Origin of the sequence: Pseudomonas sp. 5C2 (assembly GCF_034314155.1) — a bacterium.
Classification (GTDB): domain Bacteria; phylum Pseudomonadota; class Gammaproteobacteria; order Pseudomonadales; family Pseudomonadaceae; genus Aquipseudomonas.
The window spans coordinates 1104186-1123904 of sequence record NZ_JAVIWH010000003.1 but is presented as its reverse complement, the minus strand read 5'-3'; the positions used below and the strand labels follow the sequence as shown (position 1 = coordinate 1123904).

The 19719-nt window shown below is 58.9% G+C and carries 21 protein-coding genes; 10 read left to right on the top strand and 11 right to left on the bottom strand.

Features of this window, described 5'->3' with window-relative positions; all coding sequences use genetic code 11:
• Window positions 1-24: 24 nt before the first annotated feature.
• Genes zur through RGU44_RS20010 form a run of 4 tightly spaced genes read left to right on the top strand, consistent with a single transcriptional unit; the run spans window position 25 to window position 2839 of the window.
• Window positions 25-507, top strand: coding sequence for a zinc uptake transcriptional repressor Zur (gene zur / locus RGU44_RS20025; RefSeq protein ID WP_322177181.1), 483 nt, complete (start codon window positions 25-27; stop codon window positions 505-507).
• Window positions 507-1304, top strand: a complete 798-nt coding sequence (gene znuC, locus RGU44_RS20020) for a zinc ABC transporter ATP-binding protein ZnuC (RefSeq protein ID WP_322177180.1) — start codon at window positions 507-509, stop codon at window positions 1302-1304. Before zur ends, znuC begins: the two co-directional genes overlap by 1 nt.
• On the top strand, window positions 1297-2085 hold the full coding sequence (gene znuB / locus RGU44_RS20015) for a zinc ABC transporter permease subunit ZnuB (protein ID WP_322218754.1): 789 nt from the start codon (window positions 1297-1299) through the stop codon (window positions 2083-2085). The genes znuC and znuB overlap by 8 nt, the downstream gene beginning before the upstream one ends.
• A gap of 37 nt (window positions 2086-2122) precedes the next feature.
• Complete coding sequence (locus RGU44_RS20010) at window positions 2123-2839, top strand: PA5502 family lipoprotein (protein WP_322218751.1); 717 nt, start codon at window positions 2123-2125, stop codon at window positions 2837-2839.
• A gap of 142 nt (window positions 2840-2981) precedes the next feature.
• Here RGU44_RS20010 and katE read toward each other — a convergent pair whose 3' ends face one another.
• Complete coding sequence (gene katE / locus RGU44_RS20005; protein WP_322278483.1) at window positions 2982-5261, bottom strand: catalase HPII; 2280 nt, start codon at window positions 5259-5261, stop codon at window positions 2982-2984.
• A gap of 263 nt (window positions 5262-5524) precedes the next feature.
• Between katE and RGU44_RS20000 the strand changes: the two genes are divergently transcribed.
• The 4 genes from RGU44_RS20000 to RGU44_RS19985 all read left to right on the top strand — a co-directional run bounded on the left by RGU44_RS20000 (window position 5525) and on the right by RGU44_RS19985 (window position 8575).
• Window positions 5525-6532 carry a methionine ABC transporter ATP-binding protein gene (locus RGU44_RS20000; protein ID WP_322218749.1) on the top strand — a complete coding sequence of 336 codons (1008 nt, stop codon included), beginning with the start codon at window positions 5525-5527 and terminating at the stop codon, window positions 6530-6532.
• Window positions 6532-7206, top strand: coding sequence for a methionine ABC transporter permease (locus tag RGU44_RS19995; protein ID WP_322177176.1), 675 nt, complete (start codon window positions 6532-6534; stop codon window positions 7204-7206). The genes RGU44_RS20000 and RGU44_RS19995 overlap by 1 nt, the downstream gene beginning before the upstream one ends.
• Before the next feature lie 98 nt (window positions 7207-7304).
• A complete protein-coding gene (locus RGU44_RS19990) occupies window positions 7305-8081 on the top strand; it encodes a MetQ/NlpA family ABC transporter substrate-binding protein (RefSeq protein ID WP_322218746.1) in 777 nt (258 codons plus the stop codon).
• Window positions 8082-8149: 68 nt separating this feature from the next.
• Window positions 8150-8575 (top strand): VOC family protein, encoded by a 426-nt coding sequence (locus RGU44_RS19985; protein WP_322177174.1) that lies wholly within the window; start codon window positions 8150-8152, stop codon window positions 8573-8575.
• Window positions 8576-8612: 37 nt separating this feature from the next.
• On the opposite strand, the gene RGU44_RS19980 is transcribed toward RGU44_RS19985, so the two are convergent.
• From RGU44_RS19980 to RGU44_RS19960, 5 genes are read right to left on the bottom strand one after another with little or no spacing between them, the layout of a single operon-like run.
• Complete coding sequence (locus RGU44_RS19980; RefSeq protein WP_322177173.1) at window positions 8613-9245, bottom strand: SCO family protein; 633 nt, start codon at window positions 9243-9245, stop codon at window positions 8613-8615.
• A complete protein-coding gene (cyoE, locus tag RGU44_RS19975) occupies window positions 9242-10141 on the bottom strand; it encodes a heme o synthase (protein WP_322177172.1) in 900 nt (299 codons plus the stop codon). The genes RGU44_RS19980 and cyoE overlap by 4 nt, the downstream gene beginning before the upstream one ends.
• 35 nt (window positions 10142-10176) lie before the next feature.
• A complete protein-coding gene (locus RGU44_RS19970) occupies window positions 10177-11238 on the bottom strand; it encodes a COX15/CtaA family protein (protein WP_416194646.1) in 1062 nt (353 codons plus the stop codon).
• 9 nt (window positions 11239-11247) lie between these two features.
• Window positions 11248-11841, bottom strand: coding sequence for a hypothetical protein (locus tag RGU44_RS19965; protein WP_322177171.1), 594 nt, complete (start codon window positions 11839-11841; stop codon window positions 11248-11250).
• Window positions 11807-12547: an SURF1 family protein gene (locus RGU44_RS19960; protein ID WP_322218743.1), complete on the bottom strand. Its 741-nt coding sequence runs from the start codon at window positions 12545-12547 to the stop codon at window positions 11807-11809. The genes RGU44_RS19965 and RGU44_RS19960 overlap by 35 nt, the downstream gene beginning before the upstream one ends.
• A gap of 73 nt (window positions 12548-12620) precedes the next feature.
• Between RGU44_RS19960 and RGU44_RS19955 the strand changes: the two genes are divergently transcribed.
• Window positions 12621-12824 (top strand): twin transmembrane helix small protein, encoded by a 204-nt coding sequence (locus tag RGU44_RS19955; RefSeq protein WP_322177169.1) that lies wholly within the window; start codon window positions 12621-12623, stop codon window positions 12822-12824.
• A 9-nt stretch (window positions 12825-12833) separates the two neighbouring features.
• Here RGU44_RS19955 and RGU44_RS19950 read toward each other — a convergent pair whose 3' ends face one another.
• The 4 genes from RGU44_RS19950 to coxB form a co-directional block, all read right to left on the bottom strand.
• Window positions 12834-13721 carry a cytochrome c oxidase subunit 3 gene (locus RGU44_RS19950; protein ID WP_322177168.1) on the bottom strand — a complete coding sequence of 296 codons (888 nt, stop codon included), beginning with the start codon at window positions 13719-13721 and terminating at the stop codon, window positions 12834-12836.
• Window positions 13722-13763: 42 nt separating this feature from the next.
• Window positions 13764-14321, bottom strand: a complete 558-nt coding sequence (locus tag RGU44_RS19945) for a cytochrome c oxidase assembly protein (RefSeq protein ID WP_322177167.1) — start codon at window positions 14319-14321, stop codon at window positions 13764-13766.
• A 1-nt stretch (window position 14322) separates the two neighbouring features.
• The gene (gene ctaD, locus RGU44_RS19940) at window positions 14323-15918 is read right to left on the bottom strand and encodes a cytochrome c oxidase subunit I (protein WP_322177166.1); all 1596 of its coding nucleotides are present in this window, start codon (window positions 15916-15918) and stop codon (window positions 14323-14325) included.
• A 70-nt stretch (window positions 15919-15988) separates the two neighbouring features.
• Window positions 15989-17116 carry a cytochrome c oxidase subunit II gene (coxB, locus tag RGU44_RS19935; RefSeq protein WP_322177165.1) on the bottom strand — a complete coding sequence of 376 codons (1128 nt, stop codon included), beginning with the start codon at window positions 17114-17116 and terminating at the stop codon, window positions 15989-15991.
• 380 nt (window positions 17117-17496) lie between these two features.
• Between coxB and RGU44_RS19930 the strand changes: the two genes are divergently transcribed.
• On the top strand, window positions 17497-18150 hold the full coding sequence (locus RGU44_RS19930) for a hypothetical protein (RefSeq protein ID WP_322177164.1): 654 nt from the start codon (window positions 17497-17499) through the stop codon (window positions 18148-18150).
• 38 nt (window positions 18151-18188) lie between these two features.
• Here the strand turns inward: RGU44_RS19930 and RGU44_RS19925 are convergent, their stop codons facing one another.
• A complete protein-coding gene (locus RGU44_RS19925) occupies window positions 18189-19715 on the bottom strand; it encodes a SulP family inorganic anion transporter (RefSeq protein ID WP_322218740.1) in 1527 nt (508 codons plus the stop codon).
• Window positions 19716-19719: the final 4 nt, after the last annotated feature.

The window sequence follows — 19719 nt, the reverse complement described above, 5'->3', positions numbered from 1 at the left end:
CTCTCACAAAAGTCGTCGCCGCCCATGCTCAACACACCGCTGGCCAGTCGCCCCCATGATCACTCACATTGCGTGCACACCGCGCTCTCCGAGGCTGATGCGCTGTGCGCGAGCCAAGGTCTGCGCCTGACCGCTCTGCGTCGCCGCGTGCTGGAACTGGTCTGGCAGAGTCATAAACCGTTGGGCGCCTATGACATTCTCGCGGTCCTCAGTGAAGAAGACGGCCGCCGCGCCGCGCCGCCCACCGTGTACCGCGCGCTGGATTTCCTTCTGGAAAACGGCCTCGTCCACCGCATCGCATCGCTCAACGCCTTTACCGGCTGCAATCACCCGACGCACGCGCACCAGGGCCAGTTTCTGATCTGCCGGGAGTGCCATGCCGCTATCGAGCTGCAACACCCCGCCATCAGCAAGGCAATCATCGCCGCTGCGGCGGAGGTGGGTTTCACCGTAGAAGGGCAAACGGTCGAAATTGTTGGCCTGTGTTCGGGCTGCAAGGCGGCCTGATGAGCACTGCATTGATCCGTCTCGATCAGGTCACCGTTACGTTTGCCGGGCAAAACGTGCTGGAAAACATTCAGCTCAGCGTAAAACCGGGCGAAATCGTGACCCTGATCGGGCCTAACGGCGCAGGCAAGACCACGTTGGTGCGGGCGGTTCTGGGCCTGCTCAAACCGAACTCGGGCAGCGTCTGGCGCAAACCGAAGTTGCGTGTCGGCTACATGCCGCAAAAGCTGTATGTGGACCCCACATTACCCCTGTCGGTGCTGCGCTTTCTGCGACTGGTCCCCGGCGTTGACCGGCCACGAGCGCTGGCGGCGTTGATCGAAGTAGGTGCCGAGAAAGTCATCGACAGCCCGCTGCAAGGGATATCCGGCGGCGAGATGCAGCGCGTGCTGCTGGCCCGGGCATTATTGCGTGAACCCGAGTTGCTGGTCCTTGATGAGCCCGTGCAAGGTGTCGACGTGGCTGGCCAGACTGAGCTGTACAGCTTGATCACCCGCCTGCGCGACCGCTACGGCTGCGGCGTGCTGATGGTGTCCCATGACCTGCACCTGGTAATGAGCACCACCGACCAAGTAGTTTGCCTGAACCGGCATGTGTGCTGCTCGGGCCACCCGGAGCAAGTCAGCAACGATCCGGCGTTTGTCGAATTGTTCGGCAAAAACGCGCAAAGCCTGGCGATCTATCACCACCACCACGATCACGCCCATGACTTACACGGCGCAGTGGTCGAAGAGGCTGCATCAGCGCCCGGCACGCCCCCTACTCATGTCCACGGAGACAACTGCAAGCATGGCTGACTTTTTACTCTATGCCTTGCTCGCAGGTCTGGCGCTGGCAATAGTCGCAGGCCCTTTGGGTTCGTTCGTGGTCTGGCGGCGCATGGCTTATTTCGGCGACACCCTGTCCCATGCGGCTTTGCTCGGCGTGGCATTGGGCTTTGTGCTGGATATCAGCCCGGCGCTGGCGGTTACCGTCGGTTGCCTGCTGCTGGCGATCCTGTTGGTGACGCTGCAACAGCGCCAGGCGCTGGCATCGGACACGCTGCTCGGGATTCTCGCGCCCAGTACGTTGTCACTGGGGCTGGTAGTCCTCAGCTTCATGCACAACGTTCGTGTTGACCTGATGGGTTATCTGTTTGGTGACCTGCTGGCGATCAGCCCCACCGATCTGGCCTGGATTATGGGCGGCAGCGCGGCGGTACTGACGTTGATCGTCGCCCTGTGGCGACCATTGCTGGCCATTACGGTGCATGAAGAACTGGCGACCGTCGAAGGCTTACCCGTCGCGGCCTTGCGCATGACATTGATGTTGCTGATCGCGATTGTGATTGCGGTGGCCATGAAAATCGTTGGTGTCCTGCTGATCACCTCGCTGCTGATCATTCCTGCCGCCGCCGCGCAACGCCACTCACGTTCCCCCGAGCAAATGGCTTTGGGCGCAAGCGCGCTTGGCGTGGTTGCAGTCTGTGGCGGGCTGGCCTTATCGTGGTTCAAAGACACCCCGGCTGGACCGTCTATAGTGGTATGCGCCGCCGCGTTGTTCTTGTTGAGTTTTGTCCTCCCCCGGCGAGCGGTGTAGACTTGCTCGTTTTTTGCGCAATTAGAGAATCGCAGGAATGAAGCTGTTCGCCTCCCGTTATCTGCTCCTTGCCGCATTTTCCATCCTGTTGGGCGCCTGCCAAAGTGCGCCGACAGTCGAAACGCCCGCGCCTGCCGCCGCGCCCACGGGCTTTGAGCAGCTTGAGCAAAGTATCGCCAGCAGCGAACTGGCCACCGCTGAAGACCAGTTGCAGGCTCTGCAAACGCAGATGCCAGACGACCCGCGCATCGAGCAGTACCAACACCAGTTGGCAGAGGCGTACTTGAAGCGCAGTCAAATCGTCCTGCAAAAGGGCGATGTGAACGCTGCGGCCACCGCATTGAGCCGCGCCCGAGCACTCATGCCCAAGGCCCCGGCGCTCACTAGCGGCGTGAATGGTGCAATTACCCAGGCACGCAAAGCCGAACTGGAAAAAGCCGAAGCCGAGCTGAAAGCTGCGGAAGCCAAACGTATCGCGAAGGTAATCGACCCCACCGTCGAAAGCACCACCATCGCACTTAAAATCGGCGATATGACGCAGTTACGTCGCCAGTTTGACGCGATTGCCGCAGATGTCACAGCTTTCGATTGCCAGGTGATCCTGCAAGTGCCACGCACTGATGATTACCCGTGGTTGGCAACCTTGTTGACCAAACGGGTCATCAAAATCAATCCTGACTTTGAATTACAGCTGGAGCGGCAGATCGATCGCAGCCAACCTGCGCATATCGTTCTCAAACCCGCGAAGCTGTAGCATCCTCCACAGACTTATGTGCGACGAAAATCAACTGTAGGAGCGTGCTTGCCCGCGATGGACCGCGAAGCGGTCCCAAAAACGCTGACGGTTTATGCGATTTTGCAAGCGCGCTCCTGGAGTTACAGTCGACCGTGTGTCATCACGCCGGAACAGTCTTGGTTTTAGGCTCACGCGCCCACACCCGATGCTGGGCCATCGCCGCGAAAAACGCCTTGAACGCCTTGCTGTCATTACCGCCAACCAGCAAGCCTTCATCAGCTGACAGATGCAGCACGTCCAGCAATTGTTTGGCTTCCCCATTCAACGCAATAGCCTTGAGGTGCTTGTAGGCCTCGAGCACGAAATGCAATGCCACGCCATTGGCGCTCAGTGCTTTCACCGACTCGGCCCCGCCCGCCACAAACACCGCGTCGAAAGCGATCGACGGCATGCCTTCCATAGAAGCGTCCACCGCGAGGTGCTTGCCATCCGCCGTGGTGACTGGCGCCGAGGTAGGGCCTAGCAGCCTGGCGTGCGCACCTTCGACTTCCAGGGCCTTCTTCAGCGCAGCGATGGCAGCACCATCGACGCCGTTGGCTGCAAGGATGGCCACTTTGCGCGAAACAATAGTGCCAGACAGCAAGTTGACCTGGCTCAGCGCAGGGGATTGAGTCACCGCCGCCGCCTTTCCGGGCACGGTACCGGCAGTCGGCGCAGGCAAACCGAGGTTTTGCGCCACGCGCGCGGCCAGCTCTAGGTCGATATTGGCCAGAATCTCATTCACCTGACGCTCACGAATCCAAGTGCGCTCCACCTTGCCCAACTCAAAGCTGTAGGCCGCGATGATGTGTTCTTTCTCATGGTCACTCATGCTTTGGAAGAACAGGGTCGCTTGTGAAAAATGGTCGGCGAACGATTCACTACGACGACGAACCTTGTGCGCTTCGAGGCGCTCTGGATAGGTCTCGAAACCGCCATCCTGAGCCCCGGGCGGCGTCTCTTTCGGCCAGCCACCATCAATGGAGTTAGGCTCGTAAGAGGCGCGCCCCTTGTCGAGGGTAGTGCGATGTTGCGCGTCACGTTGCCCGTTGTGGTTGGGTGCGACAGGACGGTTGATCGGAATCTCGTGGAAGTTCGGTCCCCCCAGACGGCTGATCTGCGTGTCGGTGTAGGAAAACAGTCGACCTTGCAGCAGCGGATCATTGGAAAAGTCGATGCCCGGTACGATATGCCCAGGGCAGAACGCAACCTGCTCGGTCTCGGCGAAGAAGTTGTCCGGATTGCGGTTAAGCACCATTTTGCCCAACGGCGTCACCGGCACTAACTCCTCGGGGATGATCTTGGTTGGGTCGAGCAGGTCGAAATCGAATGTATGCTCATCCTCTTCCGCGACAATCTGCACACCGAATTCCCACTCGGGGTAATCGCCGGTTTCAATCGACTCCCACAAATCGCGACGATGAAAGTCGGTGTCCTTGCCTGCGAGTTTCTGCGCCTCATCCCAGAGCAGCGAACACACGCCAAACTTGGGCTTCCAGTGAAACTTGACGAAGCTCGATTTACCGTCGGCGTTGATCAAGCGAAAGGTGTGAATGCCAAACCCCTGCATGGTCCGCAGGCTTTTCGGGATGGCCCGGTCGGACATCGTCCATAGCACCATATGCGCCGATTCCGGCACCAGCGAAACGAAATCCCAGAACGTATCGTGAGCGGAACCGCCCGTGGGTATTTCATTATGAGGCTCGGGCTTTACCGCGTGAACGAAGTCCGGGAACTTGATCGCGTCCTGAATGAAGAACACCGGCATGTTGTTGCCGACCAGATCGAAGTTGCCTTCATCGGTGTAAAACTTCACCGCAAATCCGCGTACGTCACGCACGGTATCGCCCGAGCCACGCGGCCCTTGGACGGTGGAAAAGCGCACGAACACCGGGGTCTTTTTCCCCGGGTCCTGGAGGAAACCGGCCTTGGTCAGGGCTGCATGGTTTTCATAGGTCTGGAAGTAACCGTGCGCCGCAGTGCCCCGCGCATGAACGATGCGCTCGGGAATGCGTTCATGGTCAAAGTGGGTGATTTTTTCACGCATGATGAAATCTTCAAGCAAGGACGGACCGCGATCACCGACCTTGAGCGTGTTCTGGTTATTGGAAATTTTTACGCCCTGATTGGTGCGTAGCGCCTGCTCGGTGGCATCGGAACGGAACTGCTCCAGGCTGTCCAGCTTGGCGTTGGTATTGCCACGGTCCAGGGTGTCAGTGCCTGCCAGCTGGCTGTGGCTGACATTGGAACTGGCGCGGGTCGTGGCAGTGGTTATGGTCTTCTTGGTAGCCATCAGACTAAAACTCCTCGGTTGCGGGTGGCCCTGGCGCGGGTTGAATCGCGGGGCCTGATCGGCAAAACCTCTCCTGGTACGGCACTCAGGAAAATCGAGACGCTTAATTACTGACTGAGGCTTAAAACAGCCGTTCCGTGTTTTTCATGACCTTTGGTCTAACCAACAGGCAAACCACTCCGATCTGCCGCCACCGACCCCGTTATTGCCGTTTCGCAGGTTTGCCATCAAATAAATGCTAAGAACCTCTGGCCGGACAGGCTAAAATGCGCGCCCGGCTTATCCAGCCGGTGTCCGCTGGTAGTAAGAACGCCTGAGCATCCGGCCACTTCCACCACCCTTTCTTACCGCGCCCCCACAAGGTTCGCTACGTGATCGAGTTTCATAACGTCCATAAAACCTATCGGGTCGCAGATCGTGAAATTCCCGCCCTGCACCCCACCAGCCTGCGTGTCGAAGACGGTCAGGTCTTCGGTCTGATTGGTCATTCTGGCGCGGGCAAAAGCACGTTGCTGCGCCTGATCAATCGCCTGGAAACCCCGAGTGGTGGGCAGATCATCGTCGACGGTGAAGATGTCACCGCGTTCGATGCCAACGCTCTGCGAGGCTTCCGGCAACAGGTCGGGATGATATTCCAGCACTTCAATCTGCTGGCCTCCAAGACCGTTGCCGATAACGTTGCCATGCCGCTGACCCTGGCCGGTGATATGTCACGCAGCCAGATCGATCAGCGCGTGGCCGAACTGCTTGAACGCGTCGGCCTGTCCGATCAGGCGAAGAAATACCCGACCCAGTTGTCTGGCGGCCAAAAGCAGCGGGTGGGTATTGCCCGTGCGCTGGCGACCAAACCGAAAATCCTGCTGTGCGATGAAGCCACCAGCGCCCTTGACCCGCAAACCACGGCATCAGTCCTGCAATTGCTGGCCGAGATCAATCGCGAGCTTAATCTGACCATTGTCCTGATCACCCACGAGATGGACGTGATCCGCCGCGTCTGCGACCACGTTGCCGTCATGGATGCCGGGAGGATCGTCGAGCAGGGCAGCGTGACGGATGTGTTCCTGCATCCCAAGCACCCGACCACCAAGCGTTTCGTGCAAGAAGACGAGCAAATCGACGAAGGTGAACTGCGCGATGATTTCGCCCATGTGCAGGGCCGCATCGTGCGCCTGACGTTCCAGGGTGATGCCACCTACGCACCGCTACTGGGCACTGTCGCCCGGGAGACCGGGGTCGATTACAGTATCCTCGCCGGGCGCATCGACCGAATCAAAGACACCCCCTATGGGCAACTGACCCTAGCCATTACCGGTGGCGACATGGAAGCAGCCTTCGCCCGCTTCACCGCCGCAGATGTTCACATGGAGGTGCTGCGTTGATGGATGCCCTGACCCACCTGTTTTCCAACGTCGACTGGTACGAAATCTGGATCGCCACGGGCGACACCCTGGTGATGCTCGGCGTGTCCCTAGCCTTTACTGTGCTCCTTGGGCTGCCGCTGGGCGTGTTGATGTTCCTGACCTCGCCGCGCCAGTTACTGGAGAACGACCGTCTGTATTCCGGCGTGGCATTGATCGTCAACCTGCTGCGGGCGTTGCCGTTCATCATTTTGCTGATCGTGATGATGCCACTGACCGAAATCATCACCGGCACATCGCTCGGGGTCCTCGGCACCTTGCCGCCACTGGTGGCGGGCGCCACGCCCTTCTTCGCTCGCCTGGTCGAGACCGCATTGAGGGAAGTGGATCGCGGCATCATCGAAGCGACCCAGGCCATGGGTGCCACCACTCGGCAAATCATCATCAAGGCACTGTTGCCAGAAGCGCGGCCCGGCATTCTGGCGGCCATAACCGTCACGGCTATCGCACTGGTGTCGTTCACCGCGATGGCCGGTGCAGTCGGTGCCGGAGGTCTGGGCGACCTGGCTATTCGCTATGGTTATCAACGCTTCCAGAACGATGTGATGTTTGTCACGGTCGTATTGTTATTGGTGCTGGTACAGATCCTGCAAACCATCGGCGACAAGCTGGTGACGCACTTCACCCACCGATAACAGCAATCGCTAAACACAATGGCGGGTCGCCGATCCGCCAAGGCCCGACCGGCCAGAGCCGCCCCGTCAGCAGGCGGCCGTTTCAACGGAGTTAGTGCATGAAAAAGCTACTCGCCGCATTGGCTGCAGTTGTTGCTCTGGGCGCGCACGCCGATGAAACTTTGACCGTCGGCGCCTCGGCTGTGCCCCATGCGGAGGTTCTTGAGTTCATCAAGCCGATGCTGGCCAAGGAAGGGATCGACCTGCAAATCAAGGTATTCAGCGACTACATCCAGCCCAATGCGCTGCTCGCGGATAAAAGCCTCGACGCGAACTTCTTCCAGCATCAGCCGGCCCTGAATGAGTTCAACAAAAGCAACGGCACCGACCTGATTGCCGTGACCAAGGTTCACGTCGAGCCCATGGGCGCTTACTCGAACGGCCTACTAAAAAAGATCGACGACCTGCCCGATGGCGCCAACATCGCCTTACCCAACGAACCCGCCAACGAAGGTCGAGCCTTGCTGTTGCTGACCAAAGCCGGGCTGATCACGCTTAAAGATCCGGGCAACATCTTGTCAAAGCCTCAAGACATCGCCGAGAACCCGAAAAACCTGAAATTCCGCGAGCTGGAAGCGGCCACATTGCCGCGCGTGGTTACCCAGGTTGACCTGACGCTGCTCAACACCAACTACGCGATGAGCGTCAAACTGGACCCTGCCAAAGACGCGTTGCTCATCGAAGGCAGCGACTCGCCTTACGTGAACATCCTCGTAGCACGTCCGGAAAACAGAGACTCGATTGCCATGCAAAAACTGGTCGTCGCCTTGCACAGCCCGGAACTGAAGCAATTCATGCTGGAAAAATATCAGGGTGCAATCGTTCCGGCATTCTGATCAAACACCCTCACGCGCCATTAGCCTAGACTCAGGACACTTTCACTCCCTGAACGAGGATGCTTGTCATGGCGCTGCCCCCCTTCCACTTGGCGGTACCGGTCTATGACCTGGCGGCTGCCCGGCATTTCTACGGCGATGTATTCGGTTGCAGCGAAGGCCGCAGCAGCGAGCATTGGGTCGACTTCAATTTCTTCGGCCACCAGTTGGTGATTCACCACCAAGCAAAAAGCACGTCGCAGGAGCAAGCCCTGAGCAATCCGGTGGACGGCCATGATGTGCCCGTGCCGCATTTCGGCGTGGTGCTGGAATGGGATCAATGGGAAGCGCTGGCCGATCGACTCCAATCCCGGGAAACCGCGTTCGTTATCGAGCCATACATTCGCTTCAAGGGCCAGGTGGGCGAGCAGGCGACCATGTTCCTGCTCGACCCGTGTGGCAATGCGCTGGAGTTCAAAGCCTTCAAAGACATTGGCCAGTTGTTTGCCAAGTGATGTCGCCTTCATTCGCGAAACGGCCATCAGCGTCCGGTTACTCCCGGACCAACAACCCCGGCAATTGCGCGATCATTTTCTGGTTATTCAGCGGCGACCGGATAAACCCGCGCTGGGTGCCGTCCGGACCAAGCAGGGCGAGGTTGCCGCTGTGGTCGACGGTGTAGTTGGGCTTACTGGTGTCGGCAGGGATGAATGGAATGCTCACGGCGTTGGCGAGTTTCTGGATGTCGTCGACGGGCGCGGTCACGCCCTGGAACTCGGGGTCGAAGTAGCCCAGGTATTGCTTGAGCTGCTGCGGTGTATCGCGATTGGGGTCGACGCTGACCAATACGATTTGCAGCTTGCCCACAACGTCCTTGGGTAATTCGCTTTTGATCTGGCGCAGCTGGGCGAGCGTGGTTGGGCAGATATCCGGGCAAAAAGTATAGCCGAAAAACAGCATCGTCCATTTACCCTTCAACTCATTCATGACGACCGGCTTGCCATCCTGATTGGTCATCTTCACGTCAGGCAGACTGCGGCTGGTAGGTAGCAGGATGATGCCTGCATCAATCAGCGCCGTCGGATCGCCCTGTCCTCTGCCAGACAGCACCTTGTTGACGGTAAGGCCCAGGACCAACGCCACCAGGGCGACCAGAATAAAAACGGTTTTCTGAACTCGAGTCATAGATTCAACAATAAGTAGTGGTCGACAAGCAGCGCGATAAACAGCAGGAACAAGTAGTAAATAGAGTACTTGAAGGTGTTGATCGCCGCGTGCGGCTTACTGCCACGGTACAGCACCCAGGCCCATTGCAGAAAGCGCGCACCCAGCCCCAGGGCACACAGCAGGTACAGCATGCCGCTCATGTGAATCACGTAGGGCATGAGGCTGACCGCGAGCAGGACGAAGGTGTACAGCAGAATATGCACCTTGGTGTAATGCTCGCCGTGGGTGACGGGCAGCATCGGGATGTCTGCCTTGGCGTATTCCTCTTTGCGATGGATCGCCAGCGCCCAGAAGTGCGGCGGGGTCCAGGCGAAGATGATCAGCACCAGCAGCAGCGGTTCGGCGCTGACATGCCCGGTGATGGCAACCCAACCCAGCAGCGGCGGCGCGGCCCCGGCCAGGCCGCCGATCACAATATTCTGCGGTGTGGCGCGCTTCAAAAAGCCGGTGTAAATCACTGCATAGCCGAGCAACGAGGCCAGCGTCAGCCACGCCGTGAGCGGGTTGGTGAACGCCAACAGCAAGGCTTGCCCGGCCACCGCCAGCAGCAAGGCAAAGGTCATGGCCGACGCAGGTGACACGCGTCCTTCAGCGATTGGTCGCTTGTGGGTGCGTGCCATCACGGCATCAATGCGTCGATCCACCACGTGATTGACCACCGCCGCGCCGCCCGCGCAAAAAGCGATCCCCATGTTGCCAAACACCAGTACCGTCCAAGGCACTCCAGCGCGTGTGGCGAGGAACATGCCGACCAGTGAGGTGATCAGCATCAGCACCAACACTTTGGGCTTGGTCAGTTCGAGGTAGTCACGCCAAATGGCCTGGCTGTGTCGCTCGCTGATTAGAGTAGCCATGGCGTCTCTCCTTCTCGTTATTATTCTGTGCCAGGTTATTTGCCGGGTTGAAGCTGCCCGTGAGCCGATCCTTGCACTTCAAAGCGGTGTCGGCGTTTCGTCTTGGTCGCCCAACCAAGGGCTGAGCGTGTGCGGTAATTCACCAGGGTCAGGGTCAACATCAAGGCCGCACCACCAGCGTTATGGGCCACGGCAATCGGCAGCGGCAGATGAAAAATCACGTTGCTGATACCCAATCCCACCTGAGCCGCCAGGGCCAGCAAAACCAGAGAAGCCATGCCTTTGAGCCCGGCTCGCTGCAGTTGCCAGGCCAGCGCCAGCAGTACCAAGGTCACCACGACTGCGCCGACGCGATGCGTCAGGTGGATCGCGGTGCGGGCATCACTGTCCAGTTGCCCCCCCAGATAGTTCGGGCCTATGTGCTGCGTGAGGTGAAAGCCATTGGCGAAGTCTGCTTTGGGCCACCATTCGCCATGACAGGTGGGCAAGTCGATACAGGCCACTGCGGCATAGTTGGAGCTGACCCAGCCGCCGAGGGCGATTTGCCCAATCACCAGCACCAACCCCAACGCCGCCAGAAGGCGTAATCGAGAAGGTAGCTGCGGCAAGGGTGCAAAGGCCCCGGACAAACGCAGCGTCAGCAAAAACAGCAGGCTCAAGGTCGCGACGCCGCCGAGTAAATGCGCCGTAACCACCTGCGGCCATAGCTTGAGGGTCACCGTCCACATGCCAAACGCGGCCTGAGCGATGACCACGCAGAGCATCAGCAGCGGCAATTTCAGCGGCTGCCCACCGTTATGGCGACGACGCACGGCCTGGGCCGCCAGCGCCATGATCATCAGCGCCAGCGTGCCCGCGAAGTAACGGTGGACCATCTCGTTCCAGCCCTTGCGGGCTTCTACCGGTGCCTCGGGAAAGTGCAATTCGGCATGCGCCAGTTGCGTCTCGCCGTTGGGCACACTGATAAAACCGTAACAGCCAGGCCAGTCCGGACATCCCAACCCTGCGTGGGTCAGCCGGGTGTAGGCACCGAGCAACACCACAACCAGCGCAAGCAGCGTGGCAAACAAAGCGAGGCGAAATCCAGGTCTGGCCATGACGATGCCCTATCCGATGTTCGACAGTTTCAACAGTTGGCGTAGATCGTTGAGCAGGTCCTTGCCGTCGACCTTGGCGTCGTAACGCAGCACCAGGTTGCCGTGGGGATCGACGATCCAGAGGTGTGGCGCTTCAACGCCGGGTGCAAGGGTGTTGTACCGCGATAGATCCAGCGGATAGCGCTGCAACTGCGGGTATTCGCGCGTCAGCTTCGCCGAGTAATTGGCCTCCAGCGGTTGTGCGGTAGCCAGCGCATGGCTGGCGCGAGTCGCATCACGGCCAAGACCGATCTGGACCTGCCGCGCCAGATAGACCAGCTGTTGGCAATCTGCCGCACAGCCCTGCGGCGCACTGACCAGCAGTTGCCAACGGGGCTCGTCGGCCGGCACCCCGAGGTCGGCGCGACCTTGCCCGTTACCGATCAGCTCGCCGTGGTAGCTGCGGCCGTCCGGCACCCAGAACTGCAACTTGTACATGCCGGTCGCCAGAAGGATCGGGCCGAGGGCCACCAGCAACACCAGAATCAGTTGCAAACGTCCCTTGCGGCGACCCTGCGGCGCGCGTGTTTCAGACATGTTGAGTGGATTCATGGCCGCTCCCATGGTTTTTCTCCTTGGCGTTGTGTAATCCGAGGTACAGATAAAGGCCGAACAGCGCCGCCGCCATGGCGAACCACTGAACGGCGTAACCGAGGTGTTTTTCCGGGCCCATCGCCACCACCGGCCAATCGAGTTGATACGCGGCAACGCCCGGCTCAAGCCGCAATTCATCGGCATACCCCTGGCGTCCCAGTTCGGGCCAGAGCGTTGTCGGATCCACCGCCGTGACCAACCGCGGCCATGGGGCACCCACAGGGTCGGGCGCTAATTGGAAGGTGGCGCCAGACGGCACATACACCCAGGCGTTGAGGTTCAAGACTTGGCTGGGGGTGTTGAATACCGGCGGCGTGCGACGTTCCGGCCAAGGCAGCCAGCCACGATTGACCAGCAGCCACAACCCGCTGGCCTGATCGTGAAACGGTTGGATCAACTCGACACCGGGCCTGCCGCCACGGGTGCTGTTGTCCAGGAGCAGGGTGTGTTCGGCGTCGAACTGGCCGCGCAACTGCACGCGAAGATAGGCGGGGTCGACTGTTTGTTCGAGGTGGGTGCCCGGCATCGGTTCAGCCGCGCGGCGCTCGGCGTAATGGGTCAGCAATACGCGTTTTTCCTCGCCTCGATCAAGCTGCCAGAAGCCGAGAAAAATCAGCAGCGGCAGTAACAGAAACACCACCACTGTCGGTGCCCGGCCAGGTTGGAAGCGCTTCATGACATGCCCCCATTGTGGGTAGCTATACTGCAATACATCGCCTATACCTCCCCCAACGTCATGGAGTTTCATCATGCTCAAAGCGGCGATTGTTCTACTGCTTATTGCCACGATGATCAGTCTATTCAGCGGCCTGTTCTTTCTAGTCAAAGACGACAGCGGTTCCACCCGAGTGGTAAGGGCCCTGACCGTGCGTGTCAGCCTGACCGCCATCACCGTCATCCTGATTGCGTGGGGCTTCTACAGTGGTCAATTGGTCTCTCACGTCAGCTGGTAAGCCTTGCCTCTACAAGACGTAGACAAAGACAAACAGGCCGATCCACACCACGTCGACAAAGTGCCAATACCAACTCGCCGCCTCGAAGCCGAATTGATGCTCGGCATCAAAGTGCCCGCGCATCACCCGCATCAACATCACAAACAGAATGATCGTGCCGATGGTGACGTGGGCCCCGTGAAACCCGGTGAGCATGAAGAAGGTTGCGCCATAAATGCCTGAGCCGAGGGTCAGCCCCAGCTCGTGATAGGCCTCGATGTATTCGGTAGCCTGCAACGCCAGAAAACCCAGCCCCAACAAGACCGTCAGTGCCAGCCAGATTTTCAGGGCGCCGCGATGGCCTTTTTTCAACGCATGGTGAGCGATGGTGACCGTGACACTGGAGCTGACCAGCAAAAGGGTGTTGATCAGCGGCAAATGCCACGGATTGATGATCTCTTTAGGACCCGGGAAAAGTTTTGGATCAGGGGTATTCATCAGCGGCCAGGCGTACTGGAAATTAGGCCAGAGCATGTGTGAGATGCCCTTGGAGCCCTCACCGCCCAGCCAGGGACCCGACAGGTTGCGCACGTAAAACAGGGCACCAAAGAAGGCGATAAAGAACATCACTTCAGAAAAAATGAACCAGCTCATACCCCAGCGGAACGAGCGATCCATCTGCGCACTGTACAGACCGCTGCGGCCTTCCTTGATCACGGCACCGAACCAGCCAAACAGCATGTAGGCCAGTAGCAGGCCGCCGACGAAAAAGATCAGTGGCCCGTGGGAATCAGGCCGTCCTGCCTTCATGTCGTTGAACCAAGTGCCCAGGCCGAACATCGTGACGAACATGCCAACCGTGGCGATGATCGGCCATTTGCTTTGCGCGGGAACGTAGTAATGCTCGTAAATTGCCATCTTATTGTTCTCCTTATCGGGCGCCCTGGATGAATCCAGGTCCTAACCGCCATTGCTTGCCACTTTTGCAGCCGGTGGTTGGCGAGCGGTGATATCGAACAGCGTGTAAGCGAGCGTCAGTTCTTTCTGGCTCTTGGGCAGGTCGCGATCAACGATGAATCGCACCGGCATTTCAATGCGTTCCCCCGGCTGCAGCACTTGCTGGGTGAAGCAAAAGCATTCGGTCTTGTGGAAGTAAACCGCGACGTCGCCCGGCGAAATGCTGGGGACAGCCTGCGCCGTCATCGGCTTGTTGGTCGGGTTATGGGCCACGAACAGCATCTCGTTGACCGCACCGGGATGCACAATCAGTTCCTCCGCCTTGGGGTAGAAGTCCCAAACCATGTCGACGTTGTTGCTCGAGACAAACTGCACCCGCACCTGACGATTCAGATCAACGACCTGCGACCCTTCATATTTATCGCCGGTCTTGCCGTTGATACCGAGCGTTTTGCACATCACGTCGTACAGCGGCACCAAAGCAAAACCGAAGGCGAACATCACGACCACCAGCAATAACAGGCGGATCACCAGGCGTTTGATCGAGCGCGCTTCGCTCATGTCATTTCACTTCCGGAGGTGTCGTGAAGGTGTGATAGGGCGCAGGCGAAGGAATACTCCACTCCAGGCCCTCAGCGCCGTCCCACGGTTTGGCCGGTGCTGGCGGACCACCACGAATGGTTTTGATCACGATGAACAGGAAGAAAAGCTGCGTCGCGCCAAAGGTGAAGGCACCGATGGACGACACCATGTTGAAGTTGGCGAACTGCAGGTTGTAATCCGGAATCCGGCGCGGCATGCCCGCCAAACCAAGGAAGTGCATCGGGAAGAAGGCCATGTTCATGCCCACGAACGACAACCAGAAATGCAGCTTGCCGAGGGTTTCGTCATACATGTGCCCGGTCCATTTCGGCAGCCAGTAATAGGCCGACGCGAAGATCCCGAAGATCGCACCCGGCACCAGTACATAGTGGAAATGCGCGACCACGAAGTAGGTGTCCTGATACTGGAAGTCCGCCGGGGCTATCGCCAGCATGAGCCCGGAAAAACCGCCAATGGTAAATAGGATCACGAACGCCACCGCGAACAGCATCGGTGTCTCGAAGGTCAGCGACCCCTGCCACATGGTACTGACCCAGTTGAACACCTTGACCCCGGTGGGCACGGCGATCAGCAGGGTGGCATACATGAAGAACAACTCGCCCACCAGCGGGATACCGACCACGAACATGTGGTGGGCCCAGACGATGAACGACAGGAAGGCGATACTCGCCGTGGCATACACCATCGACGTGTAGCCAAACAGCGGTTTGCGCGAGAAGGTCGGGATGATCGAGCTGACCGCGCCGAATGCCGGCAGGATCATGATGTACACCTCAGGGTGCCCGAAGAACCAGAACACGTGCTGGAACAACACCGGGTCACCGCCGCCCGCCGCACTGAAGAAGCTGGTGCCGAAGTGGATGTCCATCAACATCATGGTCACGCAACCTGCCAGCACCGGCATCACCGCAATCAACAGGAAGGCCGTGATCAGCCAGGTCCAGACGAACAGCGGCATTTTCATCAAGGTCATGCCGGGCGCACGCAGGTTGAGAATGGTCGCGATCACGTTGATCGCGCCCATGATCGAGCTGATGCCCATCAAGTGGATGGCGAAGATGAAGAAGGTCACGCTTTCCGGCGCGTAGGTGGTCGACAGCGGGGCGTAGAAGGTCCAGCCGAAGTTCGGCCCGCCACCCGGCATGAACAGCGTCGACACCAGCAACAGGAACGCAGCCGGGAGCAACCAGAAACTGAAGTTGTTCATCCTCGGCAGGGCCATGTCCGGTGCGCCGATCATCAACGGGACCATCCAGTTGGCGAGGCCGACGAACGCGGGCATCACTGCACCGAACACCATCACCAGCCCGTGCATGGTGGTCATCTGGTTGAAGAAGGCCGGCTCGACGATTTGCAGACCCGGCTGGAACAGCTCGGCACGAATCACCATGGCGAAAGAGCCGCCCAGTAAAAACATGCAGAAGCTGAACCACAGGTACAGCGTGCCAATGTCTTTGTGGTTAGTCGTCAGCACCCAACGCATCAGGCCTTTTGCGGGGCCGTGAGCGTGGTCATCATGGCCGGCGTGGCCATGGTCATCGATCACTGCACTCATGTCCTGTCTCCTGCAAAACGGGGAGCTAAGCACGCCAGGGCGAAACGAGAGGAATAGGCAATTGAAGGGATCATTTGCTGTCCGCCTGTTTCAGAGCCAGCACGTCTTTGGGGGTGACCATGTCGCCTTTGCTGTTACCCCATGCATTACGCTCGTAGGTCACCACCGCCGCGATATCGACCTCGGAAAGCTGTTTGCCGAACGCCGCCATGGCCGTGCCTGGCCGACCATGGAAGACCGTGCTCAAGTGGTCTGCCTTAGGCCCGGTGGCCACCTTCGAGCCTTTCAGCGCCGGGAACATCGGTGGCAAACCCTGACCCTCGGCCTGGTGACACGCCACGCAGGTGGTGTGGTAGACCTTGTCGCCGCGGGCGACCAGCTCATCCAGTGTCCAGTCTTTGCTGGTCAGTTCTTTTAGTTTGACCGTCTCGGCTTTGCGTCCCGCCAGCCAGGTATCAAAATCGGCCTGGGACTTGGCCTCGACCACAATGGGCATGAAACCGTGGTCCTTGCCGCACAGTTCAGAGCACTGACCGCGATAGATGCCAGGCGTATCGACGCGGGTCCAGGCTTCGTTGACGAACCCCGGAATGGCATCGCGTTTAACCGCAAAGGCCGGCACCCACCAGGAGTGGATAACATCGGCTGCGGTCACCAAAAAGCGTATTTTCACACCCACCGGGACCACCAACGGTTCGTCGACTTCCAGCAGGTAATTTTCGCCCTTGGCTTCTTTGTTATGAATCTGAGCCGCCGGGGTCGCCAGGTTGCTGAAGAACTCGACGTCTTGCCCCAGGTATTTGTAATGCCATTTCCACTGATAACCGGTGATCTGAATATCAAGCGCCGACTCACTGGTGTCGTACATCTTGATCAGGGTTCTGGTCGCCGGAATGGCCATTACGATAAGGATCAGGAGGGGCACAATCGTCCAGAGAATTTCGACGGTCGTGCTCTCATGAAACTTGGCTGCCACCTGACCGGTGGAGCGACGGTGGACGATCATCGACCAGAACATGGCGCCAAATACCACAACGCCGATCACCACACAGATCCAGAAGATGGTCATGTGCAGGTCGAATACTTCGTGACTGACTACAGTCGCTCCCGGCGCCATATTCGTGGTCCAGGCGGCTTGTGCCTGGCTGAATACCGACCACAACAGGAGGCCCATCCAGACATGTGGATGTCGCATCATTGCGGGTTCCCCTTATCGTTCTTGTTATCCCGCCGGCTTTCACCTGCGGCCAAGGGAGCGACGGCCAAGAATGGGGACTTGGCGGTCGGGGCCAGGGCTGCAAATGCAGTCGGGCGTCACCAGCTAATCTTCCTTCAGCCCCGAGTATAGACAGCGACTCAGACCTCGCAATGCGATGTGGCGAAACTAGTTAGCTGGCTAAATTGTCGATTCGGGGCTATATCGGGCGCGAAATGTGTAACGCAATTGGACACGCCTTAGATCTCATTCACATAAATGTGAATTTGTTATGACAAATGCGTCTTATAAAATTTTATAAGCACGCTACCGTATAACTTCGTTTTCTTTTCAATCCTGCTTCACTGCTTTCAGGAGCCTTCATGAACACCGCCGCTTTGCGCGAGCAGATTCAACGTGCACATCAACACGAGGCCGAAACCGGCCAATTGTCACGTCAGCTGGAAACTCAATTGCCACACCTTCACCCTGCCATTCACCTGCCTGAACTGGACGCAAAGGGTGTTCTGACACGTTTTGTTGCAGCTTATATCGAGTTGGTTCCGGACTTGCTCGACGCCGCCCACGAGGTCGCGCTCGAAGCCGGTATCGAGGATCAAATCAAACCCGTATTGAAGATCGCCGAACACTTTTTTCTTCAGCCGCCGACAATCATGGACGGCCACGAGGGTCTGGACAGCCTGCTGGATGAAGCCTATCTGGCCCATCGTCTGGTCGAAGAAGTGAATGACCTCTACATCAAGCACTTCGGCCAACCGCTGATTCCATCGAATACCACCGTGGCCAGCGTGATTGCCCACCAGTTGATTGGCGAAGCGTTCGCCAATCAACTGGACGAAGCGGTCCATCATGCCGTAGACGAAATGCTCGACGATGAAAGCTTCGCGCTCGATTCCGTCGAAGCCTATCGCGACCGCCTGATCAGCCCGGACACCGAAGCCGCATGGAAGCGCTGGCCGTGTCTGTCGCGCCAGCTGGGCGTCGGGCTTGATCTAGAGCAAACCCGCGCCGTCTGACACCACGGCTTGCAGCGCACCGCCACACCGCGCACGACTCAGGCCGAACCAAGGCCTGCCGTTGTGCGCAATCTCCCCTCCAGTCGACGCTTAAGGCCACGAGGCTCGATGATCAACCGCGAGCCTGTGGCCGCATTGGCGCGTCCCCACTCTTCAAGCAGCTCAAGACACGAGTGGTCGATATAACTCAGGTTATTGAGCGGCACATGCACCGTGCTGCCGTGCGGAACGGTCCCCAGAATCCGGGTCAACATCGGGACTTTGAGAAAGGTCGCAGCGCCCATCAATCGCAACTCCATTTCCCCCTTGGCTTCGAGATCAACCAGACTGACCTTCAAACGCGATGCTTTCCAGGCCAGTTTGGCCAAGGTCATACCGAAACCGATCAACACTCCGGTCAACAGATCCGTAAAGATGATCGCCATTGCAGTTGCGGCGTAGGTGAACATCGGCATCCGGCCATAGCGACCCAGCCCGCGAAAGGCCTTGAGGTCGACCAGTTTCAACCCGGTATAGACCAGAACGCCCGCCAGGCTGGCGACCGGAATGCTTTGCAGCACACTGGACAGCAGCAACACGAAGGCCAATAACCAGACGCCGTGAAAAACCGCTGACAGCCGTGTACGAGCACCGGCCTGGACGTTGGCCGAGCTGCGCACAATGACCCCGGTCATCGGCAGGGCACCGAGCAAACCGCAGAGCATGTTGCCCACTCCTTGGGCGGTCAGTTCCCGGTCGAAATCCGAACGCGGGCCATTGTGCATGCGATCCACCGCAGCGGCGGACAACAACGTCTCGGCACTGGCGATAAATGCCACCGCGAAGGCCGCGATCAAAATACCCGGATCCGCCAGACTCAGCAGGTCGGCGGGGCGCAACCAGTCAATGGCCTCAGCAAGATTGGCCGGCACCTCGACGCGCTTGATTTGCAGGGCGAACGCCAGGCTGACAACGGTGGCAAGACCGACACCCAGCAACGCCCCTGGTACAAAGCGCAACGCCGTTGGTCGCCATTTGTCCCACAGCCACATCACCACAATCGTACCCAGCCCAAGCATCCCGGCCTGTAAGCCGGTGCCCGGTCCGATAGCCTGGATCAGGGTCGCGGGGAACCCGATCAGGTTATCCAGCCCGGACGGTTTGGGTCCGCCATCAAACATCACATGCACTTGAGACAGGACGATCAGCACGCCAATCCCGGCGAGCATGCCGTAGACCACCGCAGGCGCGGTGACCCGAAACCAGCAGCCAAGCTTGAAGCGCCCCGCCAAAACCTGCAGCAGGCCCGCCAGAAGCAGGATCGGCCCCAACATCGCCATCCCGTGTTCGCGCACCACTTCAAAGACCAGGACCGCCAAACCGGCGGCCGGACCGCTGACCTGCAACGGCGAGCCGGCCAGCCAACCCACCACCAGACCACCGATAATGCCCGTGATCAGCCCTTTGGCAGGCGGCATGCCCGAGGCAATGGCAATACCCATGCACAAGGGCAGGGCGACGAGGAACACCACGACGGAAGCCAATAGCTCCCGAGGCAAAACGGATTTCAGTTCTGCAGTACCCATGACG